The organism is Pseudomonas sp. R4-34-07 (assembly GCF_003852375.1).
Lineage (GTDB): Bacteria > Pseudomonadota > Gammaproteobacteria > Pseudomonadales > Pseudomonadaceae > Aquipseudomonas.
This window is the reverse complement of record NZ_CP027760.1, coordinates 3,246,933-3,265,606: the sequence shown is the minus strand read 5'-3', so window position 1 is coordinate 3,265,606 and position 18,674 is coordinate 3,246,933. Positions and strand designations below refer to the sequence as shown.

Sequence of the window (18,674 nt, the reverse complement as noted above, 5' to 3'; positions counted from 1 at the left end):
CTCTTTTCCAAAGTGACCCGCCGTCAGGGCGGAACCCTAAGCCGCCGTTACCGCAGCAACGGATATGTACTCGGTCCAATCCAACATCCTGGTCGGCCCAGAGGCCGCCATCGGGGGCAAGCCCCCTCCCACACTTTGACCTCATCCACTCAGGCTGGTGGAGGCCGACCATGGCGTCTGTGCGCCGCGCCGAGCAATGGCTTGCGGCGCTAGCTTTGCGCGCGGCGGTAGGCGCCCGGTTGTTGCCCGGTGACTTTATGGAAGGCGCGGGTAAACGCTGCCACTGATTGATAGCCCACCGCCAGCGATACATCCGCCACGGTCTGGTCCGCCTTGAACAACTGGCAGGCGTGGCGCATGCGCATCATCAACAATACCTGGCCGGGTGATTGTCCGCACAGTTCATTGAAACGCTTGAAAAACGCCGAGCGTGACAGCCCGGTGCAGGCGGCCATGCTCTCCAGCGTCCAGTTTTCGGCCGGGCGTGCAATCAGCTGTTCCAACAAATTGGAAAATGCCGGGTGCCGAGCGAGTGCCGCCAGGCCGCCCAATTCGGCGTTGTCGAGCACTTGTTGGCGCAGCACATATAGAAACAGCAAATGACAGAGGCGTTCGAGCAGGGCCGAGGAGGGCGCCGGCTGGCGCTCGCACTCTTGCAGGATCAGTTCGAACAGATTGCGCGCGGCAGTCAACGACGGGTCGCCGGCGCGCAGGATAATCCAGGCGGGCAGGTTGTCGACGATCATCGCCGACAGCCCGGACTGGAAATGAAAGAAGCCGCAGACCAGGCCCACACCGTCCGTGGCGTTGTTGTCGAGCGCCAGCATCGGGCGGCGCGGGCATTCCTGCGCGCCCTGCGCAGTGTCTGCACCGGACAGCCGATATTCCAGATCGCGCAGCAGGAATACCGCATCGCCGTTGTTCAGGTACTGCGCCGGCTGGCCGTGGATGTGCAGCCAGCATTCGCCTTGCACAATCAGATGAAAACTCGCCCTGGCCAGCCCATGGGTGCTCGCATGCCAGTCGCCGCAGTAGCGGCCGACGTGGAACAGGCTAGTGTTGAGTTCGAGGCTGTCTAATAACCAATCGACGAGTGCGCTGGACGAATTCATCTAATGAAAAGACTCTAGAGCAAGTAATCGCTACTTTAGCCTATTGAGCGGTTTTTTTATAACCAACAGACTGGAGTCATTCACCCATGAGGAGACCACTCCATGTCCCGCGTACCGCTGCTCACCCCTGAAACCGCGCCGCAAGCCGCCAGGCCCTTTCTGGAAAACGCGCTGAAAGGCTCAGGGTTCATTCCCAATCTGCTCGCCGTGCTGGCCAATGCTCCGGCCGCGTTGGAAACCTATATCACCGTTTCCGGCCTGAATGCCAAGTCGGAACTGAGCCTGGCTGACCGCGAAGTGGTGCAACTGATCGCAGCCACCCAGCACGGTTGCGATTTTTGCGTGGCCGGGCACACCGCCGTCGCGCGTAACAAAGCCAAGCTGCCCGAAGACGTGATTGACGCGCTGCGCCAGCGCGGTGAGTTGCCCAATGCGCGCTATGAGACACTCGCCGCGTTCACCCGCGAAGTGATCGCCACCCGCGGTGATGTCAGCGATGCAGGCTATGAAGCGTTCCGCGCCGCCGGCTACACCGACGGACATGCGCTGGAAGTGATCCTGGGCGTCAGCCTGGCGACGCTGTGTAACTTCGCTAACGTGTTTGCGCGCACGCCGCTGAACCCGGAGCTGGCGCAGTACCGTTGGGAAAAACCGGCAAGCTGAACCGGCGATGGTCCACCTGTAGGAACAAGGAGAAACGTACATGCTTGACCCAATCTTGAGCCGTTGGCTCGATGTTCAAGCGCAGGCCCTGGACGTGGGCAGTTGCGATCCACAGGAAGTGCTGCCACGGCTGGCAGAGGCCAATGTGTTGCGCGTTGGCGTGCCCAAAGCCCTGGGTGGCCTGGGCGGCGACGTGGCCGGGGCCGTGGAGGCCATCGCCAATATCGCCAGCCATTCCCTGGCGGCCGCGTTCGTTTGCTGGGGCCAACGCTCGTTTATCGAATACCTGCTGCAGAGCCCCAACGCGCCGCTGCGCGAGCAACTGCTGCCGGACTTGCTCAGCGGCAAGCTGGCCGGCGCCACCGGGCTGTCGAATGCGATGAAGTTCCTGTCCGGCATCGAGACGCTGCAGATCAGCGCCGAACCCAACGATCACGGCTGGACCCTCAATGGTCGCCTGCATTGGGTGACCAACCTGCGCAAGAGCGGCTTCGTCGCCGCAGCGGCCGTTGAACACGCGGCTGGCGGCGCGCCGTTTATCCTGGCGATTCCGGATTCGGTGGCCGGCTTGCTGCGCTCTCGTGACCTGGAGTTGCTCGGGCTGCAGTCGAGCAATACCGCCGCCCTCGGCCTGGAAGGCGTGGAGCTGAGCCGCGACTGGTTATTGCATGAGGACGCGCGCCAGTTCCTGCCCGCCGTGCGCCCGGCGTTCCTGGGTTTGCAATGCGGCCTGTCGATCGGGCTGGCGCGCCGCTCCCTGGCGGAGGTGGCTCATCATTTGGGCGCTTCGCGCACCGTGCTGCGCGAAGAACTCGAAGCGCTGCGCGTGACCCTCGATCACTTGGGCAACGAACTCAAGAACGGCCTGCTGGCCGGGCGATTCGCCGCTGAACCGGTGCCGTTGTTCAAATTGCGCATCGCCCTGGCGGAAACCGCCGCCAGCGCTGTGCAGCTCGAATTGCAGGCCAGCGGCGGCAAGGCCTACCTCACCGCCCATGGCAGCGGCTTTGCCCGGCGCTGGCGGGAATCGGCGTTTGTGCCCATCGTCACGCCCAGCCTGGTGCAGCTGCGCACCGAGCTGCACCGCCAGGCCAACCTGTGAGCCTCGCGGTATTGACGGCGCAGGGCGTTTGCCTGGGGTATGCCAGTGGCCCGGTATTGGAAGGCTTCGACCTGCAGTTGCAGCCTGGCGAAGTGGTGTCGATCCTCGGCCCCAGCGGCGTGGGCAAGTCCAGTCTGTTACGTGTGCTGGCCGGTTTGCAGGCGCCCCAGGGCGGCAGCGTACGCGTGCTGGGTGAGCCTTTGAACGGCCCGCATCCTCGGGTGGCGGTGGCGTTTCAGGACCCGAGCTTGCTGCCGTGGCTGAACCTGGAAAAGAACGTCGCCTTCGGCCTGGATTTCGCCCGGCAACCGCACCTGGGCAATGAAGAGCGCCGCCAGCGTGTGGACCATGCGATCGCCGCTGTCGGCCTGGAACACGCCCGCCACCAATTTCCCGCGCAGCTGTCTGGCGGCATGGCCCAGCGCACCGCATTGGCCCGCTGCCTGGCCCGCCAGCCACAGGTGTTGCTGCTGGACGAGCCCTTCGGCGCCCTCGACGAAGTGACCCGCGCGGACATGCAGCGCCTGCTGCTCAAGGTCAATCGCGAACAGGGCTCGGCAGCCGTGCTGATCACCCACGACATCGACGAAGCCTTGCTGCTGTCTGACCGCATCCTGCTGCTGGGGAACCGCCCCGCGCGCACGTTGGGCGAGTGGCAAATCGACTTGCCGCAACCGCGTGAGGACCAGGTCGAAGCCATTGGCGCATTGCGCATCGACATTCTTAAAACCCTGCGGCAGGCGAGCCGCCCTCAATCCAACCCCCTTGATCTGCTGGAGCTTAGCCATGTGTCTGGATGACCTGTCCCACTCGCGTCGCGACTTTCTCAAACTCTCGGCGGTGCTCAGTGCCGCTGGCGCCTTGCCGTTGCTGAGCAGCCTGCAGGCGCGCGCCGCCAGTGAGCCCGACGCGCCGGTGCGCATCGGCTACCTGCCGATCACCGACGCCACGCCGCTGTTGGTCGCGCACAATAATGGGCTGTTCGAAGCCGAAGGCATCAAGGCTGAACGCCCGGTGTTGCTGCGCAGCTGGGCCCAGGTGATCGAAGCGTTCATCTCGGGCCAGGTCAACGTGATTCACCTGTTGTCGCCGATGACCGTGTGGGCGCGCTATGCCAGCAAGGTGCCGGCCAAAGTGGTGGCATGGAACCACGTCGGCGGTTCGGGCCTGACCGTGGCGCCGGGGATCACCGACGTGAAGCAACTGGGCGGCAAGTCGGTGGCGATTCCATTCTGGTATTCGATTCATAACGTGGTGGTACAGCAGTTGTTCCGCGATAACGGGCTGACGCCGGTGGCACGCGCGGCGGGCGGTGCGATTGGCGCCAATGAAGTCAACCTGATCGTGCTGCCGCCGTCGGACATGCCACCGGCATTGGCCAGCAAGCGCATCGATGGTTACATCGTCGCCGAGCCGTTCAACGCCCTGGCCGAGAACCTCAAGGTCGGCCGGGTGCAGCGCTTTACGGGCGACATATGGCGCAACCATGCCTGCTGCGTGGTGTTCATGCACGAACATGACCTGACCAACCGTCCTGAATGGTCGCAAAAAGTGGTGAACGCCATCGTCAAGGCCCAGGTCTGGACCCGTGACCATCGCGAAGAGGCGGTGAAGCTGCTGTCCAAGGACGGCCCGAACCGCTACACGCCGCATGCCGAACCGGTGTTGAGCAAGGTGCTCGCGCCTGCCGCCGCGGATCGCGCCGGGTACCTGGCCGATGGCGCGATCCAGCACGCCAACTGGGACGAGCACCGCATCGACTTCCAACCTTACCCATTCCCCAGCTACACCGAAGAACTGGTGCGCCGCCTCAAAGACACCTTGATCGAAGGCGACAAGCGATTTCTCGCCGACCTCGACCCGGCGTTCGTTGCCAAGGACCTGGTGGACGACCGCTTTGTGCGCAACGCCATCGAGGCCGTCGGCGGCATGCAGACCTTCGGCTTGCCCGACGGTTACGCGCGGCATGAGGAGATTGGCGTTTGAACAACGGAAAAACCGGCGCGTGGCCGGGCTGGTTGCTCGGGTTCGGCGGCCTGGCCGGATTGTTGGTGTTGTGGTGGCTGGGGGTGAAACTGTTTGGCGTGGCGGACGGGCTGTCGGCGCGCTTTTCCCTGGCAGCGACGTTCAGCAGCCTGTGGGAATTGCTCGGGCGCGGTGAGGTGTATGTGCACATCGCGGTGAGCCTCAAGCGCATCTTCGTCGGGCTGTTCCTGGCCTTGCTGGTGGGGGTGCCGTTGGGCTTATTGGTCGGCAGTTCGCGCAACCTGGAGGCGGCGACCACGCCGGCCTTCCAGTTTTTGCGGATGATCTCGCCCTTGTCGTGGATGCCGATCGTGGTGATGCTGATGGGGGTGGGGGACCAGCCGATCTATTTCCTGCTGGCGTTCGCCGCCGTGTGGCCGATCATGCTCAACACGGCGGCGGGCGTGCGCCAGCTCGACCCGCGCTGGCTGCAATTGAGCAAGAGCTTGAGCGCGACGCGCTGGGAAACGTTGCGACGAGTGGTCATTCCGGGCGTGGTGGGGCATGTGTTGACGGGCGTGCGCCTGGCCATCGGCATTCTGTGGATTGTGCTGGTGCCGTGCGAGATGCTTGGGGTCAGTGCGGGGCTTGGGTATTACATCCTCGATACCCGTGACCGGCTGGCGTATTCGGAACTTATGGCGATGGTGTTGCTGATCGGGCTGCTGGGGTTTGCGCTGGATACGTTGGCGCGGTGGCTGCATCAGCGCTGGGTGCATGGCGGGTAGCGGTTTTTCCAGGGTGAGCGTCTCGCCGGCAGCGAGACGCTCGTTCATTCAGCGGTGCTCGTAGCCTGGGCCACCGCCGTAGCGATGGTCATGCCAGCCGCCGCCACCTCGTGGGAAAAAGAAGCAGCCGCTCAGGGTCAACATGATCAGCAAGGGAATCAGCAGGGTGATGCGACGCAGCATTTGGGCAATCCTCCAGGGGCTCACAAGGTCAATCGGGCGCGGAACGAGCCAAAGCTTTTCATCGCCTGTAACATGAGACCTTGCCGCCCTGCGTCCATCCCCGTTTTCGGGTATGTGCTTGGCATCTGCGGCGATACACACTGGATACATTCTTTAAGGTTCAGGAACTCGTCATGACCCAGAAACAACGCTTGAAATACTCGATTCTGATTGCCCTGGCCGTGCTGGCCTCGATGTTCGGCCTGTCCTACCTGCAGAACATTGGCGCCATCAGCGAAAAAACCTTCCAGTACCTGGCCATTGCGATTGCCGTGGTGGTGGTCGTGATCAACGGCATCATGCGTCGCAAGGTCAAGCCACACTTCTGATGCGCGCGTGATTCAGGCGCGTCCCTCGAGCACTTTGGCGGCCTCTTCGTGGAGGCTGTAGCTTTTGTCGGCATTGAGGGTGATCACGCCCTCGCTGCACAGGCGCTTGAGCACCTCGCGCACACTGAGAAACGACAACGGGATGCCCAGCTCCAGCAAATGGCTGTGCACGCCGCGCACGCCGAGGGTGCGCTGGTTGCCGGCAGCGGTGAGCAGGGCGTCGATGACCTTCAGCCGGATCAGGCTGGTGCGCAGACCGAAGCACTTGAGCAAATGGCGAATACGCTGGTTGCCCTGCTGTTCGGGCGTTTTGCCGAACCCATGGGGGGTGTTGCCGACATTGGCCTCGGCGGTCGATGAATGTCCATCCGTGGGCACTTGCGGGTTGTACATGCAAAAACTCCTTATCAGAGCCTGATCAGGAAAATGATGGTGCTCTTATTCAATAAGACGAACGAACGCGCAAAATCATGAAGTGCAGGATGTAGAAATTTTGTCGATATCGGGTTTGTCACAGTGCGAGCGCCCGGAATAAACCGCCCACGCCATTAAATTATTTTCGGTTGGCTGCGTCCTTACGGTGGGGGAGTTGTCCCTACCGAGGGTGTTCAATTTGACTGTGGAGTCGGCGTGATTATTTTCAACGGGTTGTCCAGGGTATGCGTGGCAGGGCTGTTGCTGGGAATGAGCCTGGCGGCATCGGCGCGGGAGCCGGTGGCGCAGGCGTCCACAGAGATTCGGCGTACCACCTACGGCGTGCCGCATATCCGCGCCAATGATGAGCGCGGCCTGGGTTTCGGCATCGGCTATGCGTATGCCCAGGACAACCTGTGCCTGTTGGCCAATGAAGTGATTACGGTGAATGGCCAGCGCGCCCGGTTCTTCGGCCCCGAGCAGGCAACCCTGGAGGAACGCAACAACCTGGCCAGCGATGTGTTCTTTACCTGGCTCAACACACCGGACGCGGTGGAGGCGTTCTGGAAGGCGCAAACGCCGCAGATCCGCCAGCGTATCGAAGGCTATGTGGCCGGTTACAACCGTTATCTGAAAGAGCAGGGCGCGCCGGCGCAGTGTCAGGCGGCGTGGGTGCGTCCGCTGGTCAAGGAAGACCTGATCAAGTTGACCCGCAGGCTGCTGGTAGAAGGCGGTGTCGGCCAATTCGCCGAAGCCTTGGTGGGCGCGACGCCACCCCAGGCCACCGCCGCCGTGCAGCCCGACGCCAAGGCATTCGAAGTGGCCGCTGCCAATCAACAGCGCTTCACCCTCGACCGGGGCAGTAACGCCGTGGCGGTGGGCCGCGATCGCTCCTTCAATGGGCGTGGCATGTTGCTGGCCAACCCGCATTTCCCGTGGGTGGGCGGCATGCGTTTTTACGAGATGCACCTGACGATCCCCGGCCAACTGGATGTGATGGGCGCGGCGCTGCCTGGGTTGCCGGTGGTGAACATCGGCTTCAACCAGCACGTGGCCTGGACCCATACGGTGGACACCTCCAAGCATTTCACCCTGTATCGCCTGACGCTCGACCCCAAGGACTCCACCCGTTACCTGCTCGATGGCAAGTCCGTGCCCCTGGATAAAACCACGCTGACGCTACAGGTCAAGCAGGCCGATGGCAGCGTCAAGGACGTCACCCATACGGTCTACAGTTCACAGTTCGGCCCGGTGGTGCAGTGGCCCGGCAAGCTGGATTGGGACAACCATTACGCCTTCAGCCTGCGCGACGCCAACCTCGGCAACGACCGCGTGCTGCAGCAGTGGTACGCCATGAACCGCGCCGGCAGCCTCGCGGAGTTGCAAACTTCGGTGCACACCCTGCAAGGCATCCCCTGGGTCAACACCCTGGCCGCCGATGATCAGGGCCAGAGCCTGTACATGAACCTGTCGGTGGTGCCCAACGTCAGCGCTGCCAAACTGGCGCAATGCAGCGACCCGCGCGCCGGCCTGCAAATGATCATGCTCGACGGCAGCCGCAGCGCCTGCGCCTGGGACATCGACCCACAGGCCGCCCAGCCCGGCATCTTCGCGGCTGCCCAGTTGCCGCAACTGCAACGCACGGACTACGTGCAACATTCCAACGACTCCGCGTGGATGGCCAACCCCAAGGCGCCGCTTACCGGCTTCTCCCCGGTGATCAGCCAGGACAACATCGGCCTCGGCCCCCGCGCCCGATTCGCCCTGCAACGCCTGCAATCCCTGGAGAAACAACCCATCACCGTCAGCACTCTGCAAAACATGGTCATGGACAACGAGGTGTACCTCGCCGGGCAAGTCATGCCCGACCTGCTGCAGTTCTGCGCCAAACACCTGGGCAACGATGCTGCCGCGCTGCAGCCGCTGTGCACCAGCCTGAAAACCTGGGACCAACGCGCCAACCTCGACAGCGGCCTGGGCCTGGTGCACTTCATCAACCTGGTGGAACACCTGCAGCAAATACCCGATGCCTGGCGCGTCGCCTTCGACCCGGCCCACCCGCTGACCACCCCCAGCGGCCTGGCCATCGACCGCGCACCCGTGGCCAAAGCCCTGAGCGAAGCCATGCTGGCCTCAAGCACCGCTGTCGGCAACCTCGGCCTGAGCCGTTGGGGTGACATCCAAGTCTCCGGCCAAACCCCCATCCACGGTGGCCCGCAAGAGCTGGGCATCTACAACGCCATGCAAACCGTGCCCCGCGCCGACGGCAAACGCGAAGTCGTCAGCGGCACCAGCTATTTGCAAATCGTCACCTTCGACGACAAAGGACCCCAGGCGGTAGGCGTACTGGCGTTCTCCGAGTCCAGCAACCCTGAGTCAAACTACTCCAAGGACCAGACCCAGGCATTCTCCGAAAAAAAGCTGCGCCCGCTGCCATTCACCGAAGCCCAAATCAAAGCCGACCCGCACTACCAGGAGCAACGCATCCAGGAGTAGGGCAGGCACGCAACCCCTTGATGCCAATGCGAAATATTTTTGAAATCAAGGGGTTGCAGGCAAAAGCAAATGAGTACATAATGGCGCCCATCGAACGCAATGAAGCATTAAAAACTTCAACGTATTCAATGAGTTAGAGTAGAGTCGCGCTTCACAGAGCCCACTCAAGTTTGTATGCGATGAGTGCCGGCAACACAGGCATTGATCGTTTGAGGCCGAGTAGCAAAATGGTTATGCAGCGGATTGCAAATCCGCCTACGCCGGTTCGATTCCGACCTCGGCCTCCACTCTTGAAAACCCCGTAGATTAACGTCTACGGGGTTTTTTATTGCCTGTGATTTGAGAAGTGTTCCGCAACTTTTGGGATGTGTTCCGCAACCCCACGCGTTTTTGATAGCAATGAGGGTGCAGAACAGCGCCGGGTGAGGGTGTGTTTGGCCTGTTACTTCGTGGGGTTTACGATCTCACCGACGCGCCGATAGACCTTCTTCGTCATCTCCTCAGTGGAGTGGCCGAGCAGCCGACTTGCATGCGCAAGTTCTATCTCGCTGGCAGCCTTGGGGCGGATGTCTTTGAACTGAAACTGACGGATTAGTACAGCTAGGGCGGGATCGCCGTCGGCACCGGCCTTGATGGCTGCTTTATCCCGGGCTTCATCCCAGCGGTTGCGTAGCATCTGTTGGCTCATCCGAAGGCCGGACGCGTTCGTGATAAGCGTTGAGGTCTTAATCCCACTTAACGATCTGCGTTCGAGCAGGTTGTCTAGGAATAGACTAAGCGCTGACTGTTCGCCGGCATCGTCCAGGCGAATACGCAGAAGTTTGCCGCCCTTGCCCTGGCGAACCCCTACGAAGCCGTTGGCCAGGTCAGTAGTTGCCACCTTCAGCACATCGGCAGGGCGCTGGCCGGTCAGGTAGGCAAGGTCCATGGCATCCTTTAATTCCTGCACGGCCTCTCCATATACCGCATTCCAAACCACTTCGCCGGCATAGTAGTCCCGCGGTTTTTCCTTGTTTCGGCGTACGCCGAAGCAAGGGTTGGCATTGTTGGTCAGTCCCCACTCGCGCGCGATCGTGAACATGTGTGACAACAGCGCGATTTCTCGGTTGGCCCTGACCTTGGCGGTTCTGGCATCTCGATACTGAGCAACCACCTGGGGAGTGATTGAGTCAAGAGGCGCGTTTTCAAATGCCTTCCGCAGCTGTTTCAGTTCCTTACGGTTGTCGGACTGTGTCCGTATTGATTTGGTCGGGATGATCTTTTTTTCGTACTTGTCGAACAGCGCACCCATTAGATGATTGGGCTTTAGTGGTTCGCGGCGTTCCAGTCGAGCCCACTCAACCTTCGCCGCGTCCAGATCACTGCCCAGCGGTATTTCTTTCCGGTTGCCATCGGCATCCCTGCCGTTGTAGTAGAACGAGGTCCAAACGGCGCCGCTTTTGCGCTTGCGGGTGCGCCGTATCATTCGAGGCGGAAGGTCCCGATTGGCTATGCTTTTTTGGCGCATCAGTTAGCTCACGTTCGCTAGGTCGAGCGACCAGGTTTCAGTTACGGCGTTGACCCCAGAAGGTTTGACGCCCGCGAGTTTCAGTCGGGCGTAAACCCGACCCACTATTGGGCGGCGAGCGCCTGTCAGAACAAACTCCCAGCGATTTTCGGTCAACCATAGAATTTGTTTGGACGGGATCTGATATCCGGTGATGGTCGCCAGTTCTTCGTCGGCAAGGGTTTCGCTTTGGAATTCCATCATGCGGCTCTCCCGATCAGGTCTGTCGGCCCATAACTTCGGCGTGTGTTCTCCTTAGGAGGCAACTCGATATTGCTCGGAGCACGCTTATACCCCACGGCAGGCTGCGCGAGCGGGCGTTCCTGAGCGTTTAGCGTTGCATTAGCGAGCGCTGCCCCGCGCAGCTTTTCGTGGGGTATAAGTGCCTTGGCGGTGGCGCTGGAAGAGGCAATATTGCCTGCTGCTGCGCAGCAGAAACTGTTTGTTTCCAGCGTGTCGACACTCACGGTTGTGCGGAGCAAAGCGGACAGGGTGCTGATATTGTCCTGGTGGTTATTCATGCCGCTTCCTCCGGTGTTCGATAGCAAGTTGGTTCATCAGGCGCTGGTGGTAGGTGTTGCGTGCTTCTGTGGCAGACCAAGGGCGGATTTTTTCAGGCATGGGTTCGATGCCGACCAAACAATCCCAGATAGCCGGATCTGTTGGCATGAGGTCGCGGCGCTCGGTGGCCAGCGCAATCAGGTCAGCCTGGTGTATGCATGCAGGTAGATCGAAGGCCAGGTCGAAGCGCTCACAGACACGCCCCCATACGACGTCCTCAAATCCTTGGTAGTCGGGCATCCACTGTTTGAGTGGCCGGGTCATATCGCCCAAGTACGCTTCGGTCGCATCGTGGAGCAGGGCCGCCAACTTGTGTTCTTCCGGCACCAGCTCGGCGACGATGCAGCTGTGTTGTGCCACGCTGTAAAACTCGCGAGTGTGGCCGTTGAACCGACACAGTTGGGCCAACGAGTGCGATATGTCCCGTGGGTCGATCATGTCGACTTCAGGCTCATAGACGTTGAAGTGCTTGCCGGTGAAGGTGAAGATGAAGTTCATGCTGCATCCTCCAGCGTGAACGGTTCCACCAGGGCAGCCATGCTCAGAGCCTTGTCGCGTAAGGCAAGTGCTTGTGTTGCTTGGCTTTCGGATCTCACTGCTCGGAAGGTGTCAGCAGCAAGCTTGAGCTTTTCGGCGATAGCCAACAGAGTCAGTCGATCTTGTGGTTGAAGGTCCAAGATAAGTTGCAGGCGCCGGCATCGTTCGGTGACTTGCTCAAGCTCGGTAGAGCGTGCTGACTCGCCCTGATCCATCCCTTCCATAAAACCCTGAGCGTGGCCGTCGTCATAGCCCTCAGCTCGACCATCCGTTAAGCCGCCCTTGTAGCCGACCCAGTAGAGGATCCCAAGCGCGATAACGATGCTGATCAGTGCGTACATTTGAATTGCAGTCATGTGGTGTGCTCCAGGTGTTATTGGCTGGTGGTGGCAGCCGTTGGGGTAACGGGTATTACTCGGTTGATTCGGTTTCTGGGCGCGGCATATCTTCATCTGCTCGGTAAGCGCGGATGTCGATCAGGGCGGCTACGTGTTTGATGTGGGCGTACCTCAATGCCTTGGCGCTGTGGTCCAGAGTGGTCACCGGCAGTTGGATGCGACCGGTGTTGATCGCCTCGGTGAATGTCTTTTCATTGAGGTTCTTGAAGTAGTGCACGCGCAGCTTTTCCAGTGGGATAAGCACGTCGCCGAAGAGTTGATGCAGCATCTCGACGGTCGCGCTATCTGGCGCGGGTTGCAGCCGCAGCGGTGTTTGACTGGTGTTACTCATTGGCCTCGGCCTCCTTGCGCTTGAGTCGTGATGGATGGTTCCAGGCATTCAGGCAATGACGCTTGATCAGCTCCCGCAGATGCTCCGGCACTTCGAGGAGCGCGGCGTTGCGCTCCTCGCGTGTGCGCATGGCGACGATCTGCCGGGCGTACTCCCTAGGCCACGTCACGGTTGTCTACCGGGATGGCCGGCAGTTCGAGCCCCAGTTGCTCGGCGAGCCAGGGCATGCCGGCTTGCCGGACCTTGGTCGATTGGCTGTGCTGCATGCCGGCAGTCTCGTGGTACCAGTTGCCGTTCTTGATCCGCAGGTACTCACGGTCACGGACGGGGAAGGCCGGCAAGTTGCGGTCGTTGAGCAAGCCCTTTTCACGCATGAGCGCGATCAGCTTGGGGCGGGTGATGCCGAAGTACTTGGCGGCTTTTTCCAGGCTACGTTCCATCACTGCATCCTACGCTGCGTGCGCGGCAGGTGTAGCTGCTGCGGCCAAGTGGTTGATGGATTCGACGACCATGCCGTACAGCTCGACGTCGGTCCCGTATACCGTGAAGCACTTGGTGCGCGGCGACCTCACGCCGATTCCCATGATGACGGTGATGCCAGAACGCGTTTTGTTGCGGTGAATCGCCAAGTAGATGGGCAGCTCGAAGCCCAAGTCGAGACTGATCGACCCGCCGGCGCGCACCAGCTCGAACACTTGCTGCTTTTGTTCAACATCAAACGCGCCATAGCGACGGTTTGCGTGGAGAGCAGGCAGTGAATCAGGCAGTTCGGTGGGATCGGCCGGGCCATTGGCAATTTCTTCGATGAAGTCGGCCAGCTTAAGGTGCATTTTTTTGCTGTTGGTCAGGGTCAGCGTATGGCGTTCGCTGCCCAGCTCAACGGTGAAGTGCGTGTGCGCTTTGCTACGTTCAACTTTCAGGCGGAAAGCCAGCACATCGCGCCGTGGTGTGGTGCGCAACGTGTGGTTGAAAGTCTCGCTGAGGTTGACCTGGGCATGCAGCAGGGAAAGGGTACGGTTGTCGAGTTTGAACTTGCTCATGCTGCGTGCCCTCCGCCATTCGGATCGAACGGTGTGGGCACAGTGCGCTGTTTCAGCTTGGGTTTGGACGCGATGAAGGTGCAGCCGCAATCTTGCGCCAGGCGGCGAATTTCAAAGATGCGGAGGGGGTTAGCTACGGCCGGGTGGACGTGCAGGGTGGCTGTGGTGTGCATGGTGTTGCCTCGCTCTGTGGTGGAAGAGTGAGGCAAATATCAACCAAAGGTTTCGATAAGTCAATTGTCGGTTGATATTGATGGGCGTAGGTTGATTCAACAACCGTCATTTCTAAATTTATGGAGGTGTTCATTAATATTTTCAACGGATAAGAAATGCCCCTTAGAAAAGTGTGCAATGAGTAGGGCTACAAAACGATGTAGAAATTGAAATTTTTGTGTTCCTACTATGAAATCGTGAAAAAATTTGGCTATCTTAAATTCAGCAGTTTTCTCAGGGGTAGAAGTAATAATTATTTCCAAGCAGGCATTGAATGCTTTTTCAAAAAATTTTGACTTGGTAGGATCAAAGTCGCTGTAAATATCATCGAGTCTTTTTTGCCTATAACCCTTGTATATCAGAACTTTAAGAACGTTACCTACTGCCTCAATTGAGTTGTCATTTGATGCCAGTATAGCTTTGTTGTTTTTTATAATCGTAGCAAGCGCAAAATCAGCATCTGAGTTATCCTCGGCTGCCAGCATAGACAGGTCTTTATATGTTAATGCGTAAGGTATTGCGTTCAATGCATGTAGCAATAATCCCTGAGACTTTTCATCGTAGCTGAGGTTGAAACCTAAGTCTGTACAAGTGCTATAGGTGTGCATCAGTTTATGGTTAAGTGAATTATGTAAGTGAGCGAGTGTTTCATCCATGCATAACCAAGGGATGTCATTTGCTATTGAAGTTCGAATGGTGGAAAACGTAGCGCCGTCAAAAAGATCTTCGAGCTGAATAAGTTGTTGAGGTAGATCACTGATTTGGGGGTGTACGGTCTCGGCATTGTCTAAAATTAATTGCAGGCCATTTAGTAACTGTTTGAATCGTAGAGCAATATCTTCTCTCGTGGTTCTTATAAGGTCTCCATTTGCGTTCGTCCCGATAGTCATGTATGAGGGGTCGGTTACTTGAGCGAGCCAGCCTGTAATCGCGGCTCTAGTTTCTATAGTGATTTTGAATTTGGTAGAGTAAGTTGGAATATTATACGCCAGCCCAGTTAAGCCTAAATAGCACGCAGTATATGGGTCAATTATAGCCGTGGCAGGCTTTGTGATGCCGAAATTTGGCAAGTTACTTTTGGTCGAGGAGCTGTCAGTTAGTTGTTCTAGTGCAGCCTTTATGGGATTTCCGGTGTTTAAATGATAGCCCTTGAAAAATATAGGTAGCATTGAAGTCGCGACTGAATTGTGCCGTTCCTCTTGCTGTGCTCTATTCTCACTAAATTTTCTTTTAAGAACTGTAGTAAGCATGTCTGGATCTTCGGGGACATGCATCATCGAGAACACATCAGATCCATCATTGTTAATGTTTCGTATCTGTAATGCAAGTCGAAATATTGTTGTATATGGATCCAGTTTTTCTAGTAGAACCACATCTTGCATATTGTGAGTTGCTGAATCGCCAACGTTCATATTGGAAAGGAGTTTGGCTAGTGGTGAATCTGCATCTATAGTGAAGTTATTATCATTCTGTTTATTTTTAATGGCTAGCTTTGTAAGTTCTTCACCCTCCTTAGAGTATCTGTATCCTCCAATATAGTTTTGGAGATTGGCTGAGATTTTAAGGTTCTCGCGTTCAATAAGGTTGAAGTGAAAAATGGTGATTGCTGTTGCACAGTTCGTTGGGTTTTGTGTGAACCAATCAATTAATATCTTTTCTGCCCTACCAAAATCTTGGAAGTTGGCAATCAGTATCACAGCTCGTAATGCTTCAGGTGAAAACTTTGCAAAAGCTCTATCTGGGATGCTCTCGAAAATTTTACTTACTTCGAGATCAGTCGCGCCATTTTTTTTGATTAAATGAGCGTAGTAATTCGAAGTTGACAAATTCCCAGGTGCCCCTTTGACCATTTGTTCAGCAGAGATTAATGCACCGCTTAGATTTCCAGCCTGTTCCTCCGCCATTGCTTTTATCTGCCAAACAGAAGGATTCCACTCGAGTGGATGTAGATTTGACAAGGCGGATTCTAAAGTAAGTGATTGATGGCTTGCGAGTAGAGATTTTAAATAAATAATAAGGCCTGGCGTGAGCCATAAGTCTTGTTCTGGTAACAATGCCTTAAGAATGGTACAGCACATAGAAGCTAGGTTAAGTTTGTCGAGGTTTTCGCAGAGACGTAATAATAGGTGTTGATTAATTTGCTTTAGGTCGCTGATATACAGGTCGATGAGGTTGCTGACTCTGTTTCGAAGCTCCTCTATAGCTAGCCTGTCTTCATTGCTTGTGATTGCATAAGAATATAGTAATACTTCTAAAAAAAGACGCTCAAGCTCATTGTCATTTACAAATTCCCCTCCTTCTTTTATCCACTGCCGCATTTCTGAAGGGGTCAGTATTTCAAATAGTAAAGGTATATCATCTGAGTCAATTTTTTTGATATTGATTACTGACTTTGCAATCTCTTGCCTGCGATGTTTGTCTGATTTAGCCTCGCCTAGTTTTTTTACAATATTTGATGCGCGAGTAAAGTTGTTAGCAAATGTGATGTGAAGTTGTGATGCAAATTCGGGATGGTTTTTCTCTAGCTCGGATACAAAATCCCAACATGTTTCCATAATGTCCTGATATAGCCAGCCCGTATACTGTAACAATGAAACTGCTATATCGAATAGCCTCGCGTCTGCACCTCGCGATTCTGAAATGAGTCCTTCAGTCCGATATAATATAGAATCAATTCTCTCTTTTGTGGATCTTGTTATGTAAAAGCTTTGGCTTTTGATTATCTCAGGGTTTAAATCTAGGGCGTCTCTGATTAGAGAGAACACTCGACTATTGTAAGACGGGAAGGTTTCGCTAAGTCGATCGGTTGCTATTTTCAGTAGCTGAGAATGTTCCGTTCTGAACGCTCCACGTATGATTCCGTTAAACTCGCCTTCAGTCATGAGAAGTTTTTTTTCGTTGTACTCTTCCTGAAGAGTTTTTGAGTCGGCTATTAGTTCGTAAAAAACCTCTCTTGAATACTCTCCCGTGTTTTTTGCTAAGTGGTATCGTTCAATCGCATCCGGCATTTTTCCGTTTTTTAAATCTAGCCGGAGTAATGCTGCTAAGCATATGTCTATTTCAATGTCAGATGCTGCTGTTGCCATGAAGTTTAATAAAGAAGGATATGCTTCGACGGACGCGGATGAGTTAGTTAGGCCAAGGTGGATTGAGAGTATTTTAAGAATAGATCTAGCACGGTCATCAAGGTTTTCTGCACTTTGTATTACTTCAAGTTGTATCTGAGCTTTCGCATCGTCTTTTTCTCTAATGCTTGAAAAGACCATTCCGACTTGTTTTGTGAGGTGCTGAGGTGTCAATGCTTGAAAAACTTGATAGTATTTGGTTCCTACATTATCACCTGAGCCGGAATGGTTTTGGATAATGTCAGTCGTGTTAGATCCGTCCATGACTAAATGTTCCTTAACAGTTTTTATCGCGGCCTACGTTGTCACCTGATCCTGAATGGTTCTGAGTAATGTTTGTTATATTTGTCGCAGGTTGTATGCCTTCTAGAATCTTTGGAATGTTAGAGTTCTCAATTTTTCTCTCAATAGCTTTTTCACTAAGCCCGTCGTCCAAATCAAGTTGTTCTAGCTCGTTGACAATTTCTTGAGCAGTATTTTCGTCAAGAAGCCATTTTTTGAGTCCGCCTTTTAGTGCCTGGGCGGTTAATTTTACTCCACTCTTAAGAAGGTCGTATGTTGCTGATGAAAGAATGGATAGGGTTAGTGCGTCCATGTTTTTCTCCTAATTATTCAAAAGTAAATGCGCCTACTACTTTTCCACAAATATGTGTTTCTTCAGTTATTGCAATTACTGGGTACTGGGGATTGATAGGGCGTAGGTACTGTCGGCCTGCATCTTCCACAAGTACTTTAAACGTGACTTCGTCAGTTCGAGATAATCTCGCTATCACTCTATCGCCTGTGCGGCATTCTATTTCTGGATCAACAAATATAATGCATCCAGCGGGATAGCTTCTACCAGGTGCTGGATTCGTCATCGAATCCCCGACAACTTTTAGCGCGTATCCACTTTTACTAATACTTACCGGGCAAGATAGCCACATTTCAGCGTCGCAAGAGTCAATATTACAGACTGCTTCACACCAAGCACCTGCTTGAACCCAAGAGATTAATGGTACTTTTCCAAATTCATTATTGATTTCAGTGACATTATTCTCAACGCCAACTCCGATAGCTAAGTCCCGAACGTTGGTTTCACCGGTCTGTTTTTTTGGTAGTACGCCATACTCCAGCCATTCTCGGCGCACTTTCAGCCATGAACAGATCGCAACCATGCTATCTGCTTCCGCTAACGCTTCTCCGTTGAGCCATTTGCTGATGGCTTGGGTGGTTTTGTGCACTCCCAAAGATTTGAGTTGGCGATGGATATCCACGCCGCGACCCCGGGTGCGTACGCCGGCATCGTTGAGAGCTTCATGTAAGCGCTCGCTAAAAGCTGCGCGGAGAGAATTTTTATCAACCATAGGTTGAGCGTCTCACAAAGGTTGCGCAACAGTCAGTTGATATGTAATATCAACCTGTAGTTGATTAATGGAGGTTCAAATGCTGGATCCTGCAAGTTTTCACAGCGCGATTGCGTTCGCCTTCGAGGCTGTGGGGGGCATCGGCGCGGCGGCAAAGATATGCAATAGAAGCTCTCAGGCACTGAACAAATGGCGTCAGGCTGGATGTCTGCCCCGAACGGATTACACCGGCGAAACTAAATACGCTCACTTGCTGGCTACTGCGGCAGAGCAGAAAGGAAATGCTTTCCAAGCCATTTGGCTGTTGAACGCTTCGGCCCCTCATAAAGCTGCAGCGTAACAAGAAAAAAGGCGGCCTAAGGGCCGCCCAGTTCCTCCCGGCACACACCACCACAGTGCTGTCGGGTCGCGACGAAGGTAGGAGGGCACACCACATGCAAACCACCTCCCTTTATCGCGCTGCCAAGACACGGATGTCTTGGGTTG

24 protein-coding genes and 1 tRNA gene are annotated in these 18,674 nt (G+C 55.9%); 9 read left to right on the top strand and 16 right to left on the bottom strand.

What is annotated here, in order from left to right; genetic code table 11:
* Nucleotides 1-209: 209 nt before the first annotated feature.
* Complete coding sequence (locus C4J85_RS15015; RefSeq protein WP_124410067.1) at nucleotides 210-1,112, bottom strand: AraC family transcriptional regulator; 903 nt, start codon at nucleotides 1,110-1,112, stop codon at nucleotides 210-212.
* Between the two features lie 102 nt (nucleotides 1,113-1,214).
* On the opposite strand from C4J85_RS15015, the gene C4J85_RS15010 reads away from it, so the two are divergent.
* From C4J85_RS15010 to C4J85_RS14990, 5 genes are read left to right on the top strand one after another with little or no spacing between them, the layout of a single operon-like run.
* A complete protein-coding gene (locus C4J85_RS15010; protein ID WP_124410066.1) occupies nucleotides 1,215-1,775 on the top strand; it encodes a carboxymuconolactone decarboxylase family protein in 561 nt (186 codons plus the stop codon).
* Between the two features lie 40 nt (nucleotides 1,776-1,815).
* A complete protein-coding gene (locus C4J85_RS15005) occupies nucleotides 1,816-2,877 on the top strand; it encodes an acyl-CoA dehydrogenase family protein (RefSeq protein ID WP_124367190.1) in 1,062 nt (353 codons plus the stop codon).
* Complete coding sequence (locus tag C4J85_RS15000) at nucleotides 2,874-3,677, top strand: ABC transporter ATP-binding protein (protein ID WP_124410065.1); 804 nt, start codon at nucleotides 2,874-2,876, stop codon at nucleotides 3,675-3,677. The genes C4J85_RS15005 and C4J85_RS15000 overlap by 4 nt, the downstream gene beginning before the upstream one ends.
* Nucleotides 3,664-4,863: an ABC transporter substrate-binding protein gene (locus C4J85_RS14995; protein ID WP_124410064.1), complete on the top strand. Its 1,200-nt coding sequence runs from the start codon at nucleotides 3,664-3,666 to the stop codon at nucleotides 4,861-4,863. The genes C4J85_RS15000 and C4J85_RS14995 overlap by 14 nt, the downstream gene beginning before the upstream one ends.
* The gene (locus C4J85_RS14990) at nucleotides 4,860-5,630 is read left to right on the top strand and encodes an ABC transporter permease (RefSeq protein ID WP_124363024.1); all 771 of its coding nucleotides are present in this window, start codon (nucleotides 4,860-4,862) and stop codon (nucleotides 5,628-5,630) included. The genes C4J85_RS14995 and C4J85_RS14990 overlap by 4 nt, the downstream gene beginning before the upstream one ends.
* A gap of 48 nt (nucleotides 5,631-5,678) precedes the next feature.
* Here C4J85_RS14990 and C4J85_RS27715 read toward each other — a convergent pair whose 3' ends face one another.
* Nucleotides 5,679-5,813, bottom strand: a complete 135-nt coding sequence (locus C4J85_RS27715; protein WP_256657411.1) for a hypothetical protein — start codon at nucleotides 5,811-5,813, stop codon at nucleotides 5,679-5,681.
* A gap of 173 nt (nucleotides 5,814-5,986) precedes the next feature.
* Here C4J85_RS27715 and C4J85_RS14985 point away from each other — a divergent pair, with 173 nt between their 5' ends.
* The gene (locus C4J85_RS14985; protein ID WP_124363023.1) at nucleotides 5,987-6,181 is read left to right on the top strand and encodes a hypothetical protein; all 195 of its coding nucleotides are present in this window, start codon (nucleotides 5,987-5,989) and stop codon (nucleotides 6,179-6,181) included.
* A 12-nt stretch (nucleotides 6,182-6,193) separates the two neighbouring features.
* Here the strand turns inward: C4J85_RS14985 and C4J85_RS14980 are convergent, their stop codons facing one another.
* Nucleotides 6,194-6,574 carry a fe2+ zn2+ uptake regulation protein gene (locus tag C4J85_RS14980; protein WP_124370842.1) on the bottom strand — a complete coding sequence of 127 codons (381 nt, stop codon included), beginning with the start codon at nucleotides 6,572-6,574 and terminating at the stop codon, nucleotides 6,194-6,196.
* 237 nt (nucleotides 6,575-6,811) lie between these two features.
* Here C4J85_RS14980 and C4J85_RS14975 point away from each other — a divergent pair, with 237 nt between their 5' ends.
* On the top strand, nucleotides 6,812-9,091 hold the full coding sequence (locus C4J85_RS14975) for an acylase (protein ID WP_124410063.1): 2,280 nt from the start codon (nucleotides 6,812-6,814) through the stop codon (nucleotides 9,089-9,091).
* A 213-nt stretch (nucleotides 9,092-9,304) separates the two neighbouring features.
* Nucleotides 9,305-9,378 (top strand) — tRNA-Cys (locus tag C4J85_RS14970).
* Between the two features lie 155 nt (nucleotides 9,379-9,533).
* Here the strand turns inward: C4J85_RS14970 and C4J85_RS14965 are convergent.
* The 13 genes from C4J85_RS14965 to C4J85_RS14915 all read right to left on the bottom strand — a co-directional run bounded on the left by C4J85_RS14965 (nucleotide 9,534) and on the right by C4J85_RS14915 (nucleotide 18,188).
* Complete coding sequence (locus C4J85_RS14965; RefSeq protein ID WP_124410062.1) at nucleotides 9,534-10,598, bottom strand: tyrosine-type recombinase/integrase; 1,065 nt, start codon at nucleotides 10,596-10,598, stop codon at nucleotides 9,534-9,536.
* 3 nt (nucleotides 10,599-10,601) lie between these two features.
* Nucleotides 10,602-10,838 carry a DUF4224 domain-containing protein gene (locus tag C4J85_RS14960; protein WP_003207583.1) on the bottom strand — a complete coding sequence of 79 codons (237 nt, stop codon included), beginning with the start codon at nucleotides 10,836-10,838 and terminating at the stop codon, nucleotides 10,602-10,604.
* Nucleotides 10,838-11,158 (bottom strand): hypothetical protein, encoded by a 321-nt coding sequence (locus C4J85_RS14955; protein WP_124410061.1) that lies wholly within the window; start codon nucleotides 11,156-11,158, stop codon nucleotides 10,838-10,840. Before C4J85_RS14955 ends, C4J85_RS14960 begins: the two co-directional genes overlap by 1 nt.
* Nucleotides 11,151-11,696: a phosphohydrolase gene (locus C4J85_RS14950; RefSeq protein WP_124410060.1), complete on the bottom strand. Its 546-nt coding sequence runs from the start codon at nucleotides 11,694-11,696 to the stop codon at nucleotides 11,151-11,153. Before C4J85_RS14950 ends, C4J85_RS14955 begins: the two co-directional genes overlap by 8 nt.
* The gene (locus tag C4J85_RS14945; RefSeq protein ID WP_124410059.1) at nucleotides 11,693-12,091 is read right to left on the bottom strand and encodes a hypothetical protein; all 399 of its coding nucleotides are present in this window, start codon (nucleotides 12,089-12,091) and stop codon (nucleotides 11,693-11,695) included. Before C4J85_RS14945 ends, C4J85_RS14950 begins: the two co-directional genes overlap by 4 nt.
* A gap of 55 nt (nucleotides 12,092-12,146) precedes the next feature.
* On the bottom strand, nucleotides 12,147-12,464 hold the full coding sequence (locus tag C4J85_RS14940; protein WP_124410058.1) for a pyocin activator PrtN family protein: 318 nt from the start codon (nucleotides 12,462-12,464) through the stop codon (nucleotides 12,147-12,149).
* Nucleotides 12,457-12,633 carry a hypothetical protein gene (locus tag C4J85_RS27510; RefSeq protein WP_164487847.1) on the bottom strand — a complete coding sequence of 59 codons (177 nt, stop codon included), beginning with the start codon at nucleotides 12,631-12,633 and terminating at the stop codon, nucleotides 12,457-12,459. Before C4J85_RS27510 ends, C4J85_RS14940 begins: the two co-directional genes overlap by 8 nt.
* The gene (locus tag C4J85_RS14935; RefSeq protein ID WP_124410057.1) at nucleotides 12,620-12,904 is read right to left on the bottom strand and encodes a phage antirepressor KilAC domain-containing protein; all 285 of its coding nucleotides are present in this window, start codon (nucleotides 12,902-12,904) and stop codon (nucleotides 12,620-12,622) included. Before C4J85_RS14935 ends, C4J85_RS27510 begins: the two co-directional genes overlap by 14 nt.
* A 9-nt stretch (nucleotides 12,905-12,913) precedes the next feature.
* Nucleotides 12,914-13,504 (bottom strand): hypothetical protein, encoded by a 591-nt coding sequence (locus tag C4J85_RS14930; protein WP_124410056.1) that lies wholly within the window; start codon nucleotides 13,502-13,504, stop codon nucleotides 12,914-12,916.
* The gene (locus C4J85_RS27505) at nucleotides 13,501-13,677 is read right to left on the bottom strand and encodes a hypothetical protein (protein WP_164487865.1); all 177 of its coding nucleotides are present in this window, start codon (nucleotides 13,675-13,677) and stop codon (nucleotides 13,501-13,503) included. The genes C4J85_RS14930 and C4J85_RS27505 overlap by 4 nt, the downstream gene beginning before the upstream one ends.
* A 96-nt stretch (nucleotides 13,678-13,773) precedes the next feature.
* On the bottom strand, nucleotides 13,774-17,106 hold the full coding sequence (locus C4J85_RS14925) for a hypothetical protein (protein WP_124410055.1): 3,333 nt from the start codon (nucleotides 17,104-17,106) through the stop codon (nucleotides 13,774-13,776).
* A gap of 13 nt (nucleotides 17,107-17,119) precedes the next feature.
* Entirely contained in the window at nucleotides 17,120-17,437 is a 318-nt protein-coding gene (locus C4J85_RS14920; protein WP_124410054.1) for a hypothetical protein, read from the bottom strand.
* A 13-nt stretch (nucleotides 17,438-17,450) separates the two neighbouring features.
* Nucleotides 17,451-18,188: a LexA family transcriptional regulator gene (locus C4J85_RS14915; protein ID WP_124410053.1), complete on the bottom strand. Its 738-nt coding sequence runs from the start codon at nucleotides 18,186-18,188 to the stop codon at nucleotides 17,451-17,453.
* 79 nt (nucleotides 18,189-18,267) lie between these two features.
* On the opposite strand from C4J85_RS14915, the gene C4J85_RS14910 reads away from it, so the two are divergent.
* Entirely contained in the window at nucleotides 18,268-18,528 is a 261-nt protein-coding gene (locus C4J85_RS14910) for a hypothetical protein (RefSeq protein WP_124410052.1), read from the top strand.
* Nucleotides 18,529-18,674 lie beyond the last annotated feature (146 nt).

What these genes read in the sequence shown, in the direction of transcription:
- C4J85_RS15010 (WP_124410066.1), top strand. Translation starts at nt 1,215, where the DNA reads ATGTCCCGCGTACCGCTGCTCACCCCTGAAACCGCGCCGCAAGCCGCC.
- C4J85_RS14955 (WP_124410061.1), bottom strand. Translation starts at nt 11,158, where the DNA reads ATGAATAACCACCAGGACAATATCAGCACCCTGTCCGCTTTGCTCCGC.
- C4J85_RS14945 (WP_124410059.1), bottom strand. Translation starts at nt 12,091, where the DNA reads ATGACTGCAATTCAAATGTACGCACTGATCAGCATCGTTATCGCGCTT.
- C4J85_RS15015 (WP_124410067.1), bottom strand. Translation starts at nt 1,112, where the DNA reads ATGAATTCGTCCAGCGCACTCGTCGATTGGTTATTAGACAGCCTCGAA.
- C4J85_RS27505 (WP_164487865.1), bottom strand. Translation starts at nt 13,677, where the DNA reads ATGCACACCACAGCCACCCTGCACGTCCACCCGGCCGTAGCTAACCCC.
- C4J85_RS14985 (WP_124363023.1), top strand. Translation starts at nt 5,987, where the DNA reads ATGACCCAGAAACAACGCTTGAAATACTCGATTCTGATTGCCCTGGCC.
- C4J85_RS14950 (WP_124410060.1), bottom strand. Translation starts at nt 11,696, where the DNA reads ATGAACTTCATCTTCACCTTCACCGGCAAGCACTTCAACGTCTATGAG.
- C4J85_RS14935 (WP_124410057.1), bottom strand. Translation starts at nt 12,904, where the DNA reads ATGGAACGTAGCCTGGAAAAAGCCGCCAAGTACTTCGGCATCACCCGC.
- C4J85_RS14965 (WP_124410062.1), bottom strand. Translation starts at nt 10,598, where the DNA reads ATGCGCCAAAAAAGCATAGCCAATCGGGACCTTCCGCCTCGAATGATA.
- C4J85_RS14960 (WP_003207583.1), bottom strand. Translation starts at nt 10,838, where the DNA reads ATGGAATTCCAAAGCGAAACCCTTGCCGACGAAGAACTGGCGACCATC.
- C4J85_RS14920 (WP_124410054.1), bottom strand. Translation starts at nt 17,437, where the DNA reads ATGGACGCACTAACCCTATCCATTCTTTCATCAGCAACATACGACCTT.
- C4J85_RS14925 (WP_124410055.1), bottom strand. Translation starts at nt 17,106, where the DNA reads ATGGACGGATCTAACACGACTGACATTATCCAAAACCATTCCGGCTCA.
- C4J85_RS14980 (WP_124370842.1), bottom strand. Translation starts at nt 6,574, where the DNA reads ATGTACAACCCGCAAGTGCCCACGGATGGACATTCATCGACCGCCGAG.
- C4J85_RS14995 (WP_124410064.1), top strand. Translation starts at nt 3,664, where the DNA reads ATGTGTCTGGATGACCTGTCCCACTCGCGTCGCGACTTTCTCAAACTC.
- C4J85_RS15005 (WP_124367190.1), top strand. Translation starts at nt 1,816, where the DNA reads ATGCTTGACCCAATCTTGAGCCGTTGGCTCGATGTTCAAGCGCAGGCC.
- C4J85_RS14915 (WP_124410053.1), bottom strand. Translation starts at nt 18,188, where the DNA reads ATGGTTGATAAAAATTCTCTCCGCGCAGCTTTTAGCGAGCGCTTACAT.
- C4J85_RS14930 (WP_124410056.1), bottom strand. Translation starts at nt 13,504, where the DNA reads ATGAGCAAGTTCAAACTCGACAACCGTACCCTTTCCCTGCTGCATGCC.
- C4J85_RS14940 (WP_124410058.1), bottom strand. Translation starts at nt 12,464, where the DNA reads ATGAGTAACACCAGTCAAACACCGCTGCGGCTGCAACCCGCGCCAGAT.
- C4J85_RS14910 (WP_124410052.1), top strand. Translation starts at nt 18,268, where the DNA reads ATGCTGGATCCTGCAAGTTTTCACAGCGCGATTGCGTTCGCCTTCGAG.
- C4J85_RS27715 (WP_256657411.1), bottom strand. Translation starts at nt 5,813, where the DNA reads ATGCTGCGTCGCATCACCCTGCTGATTCCCTTGCTGATCATGTTGACC.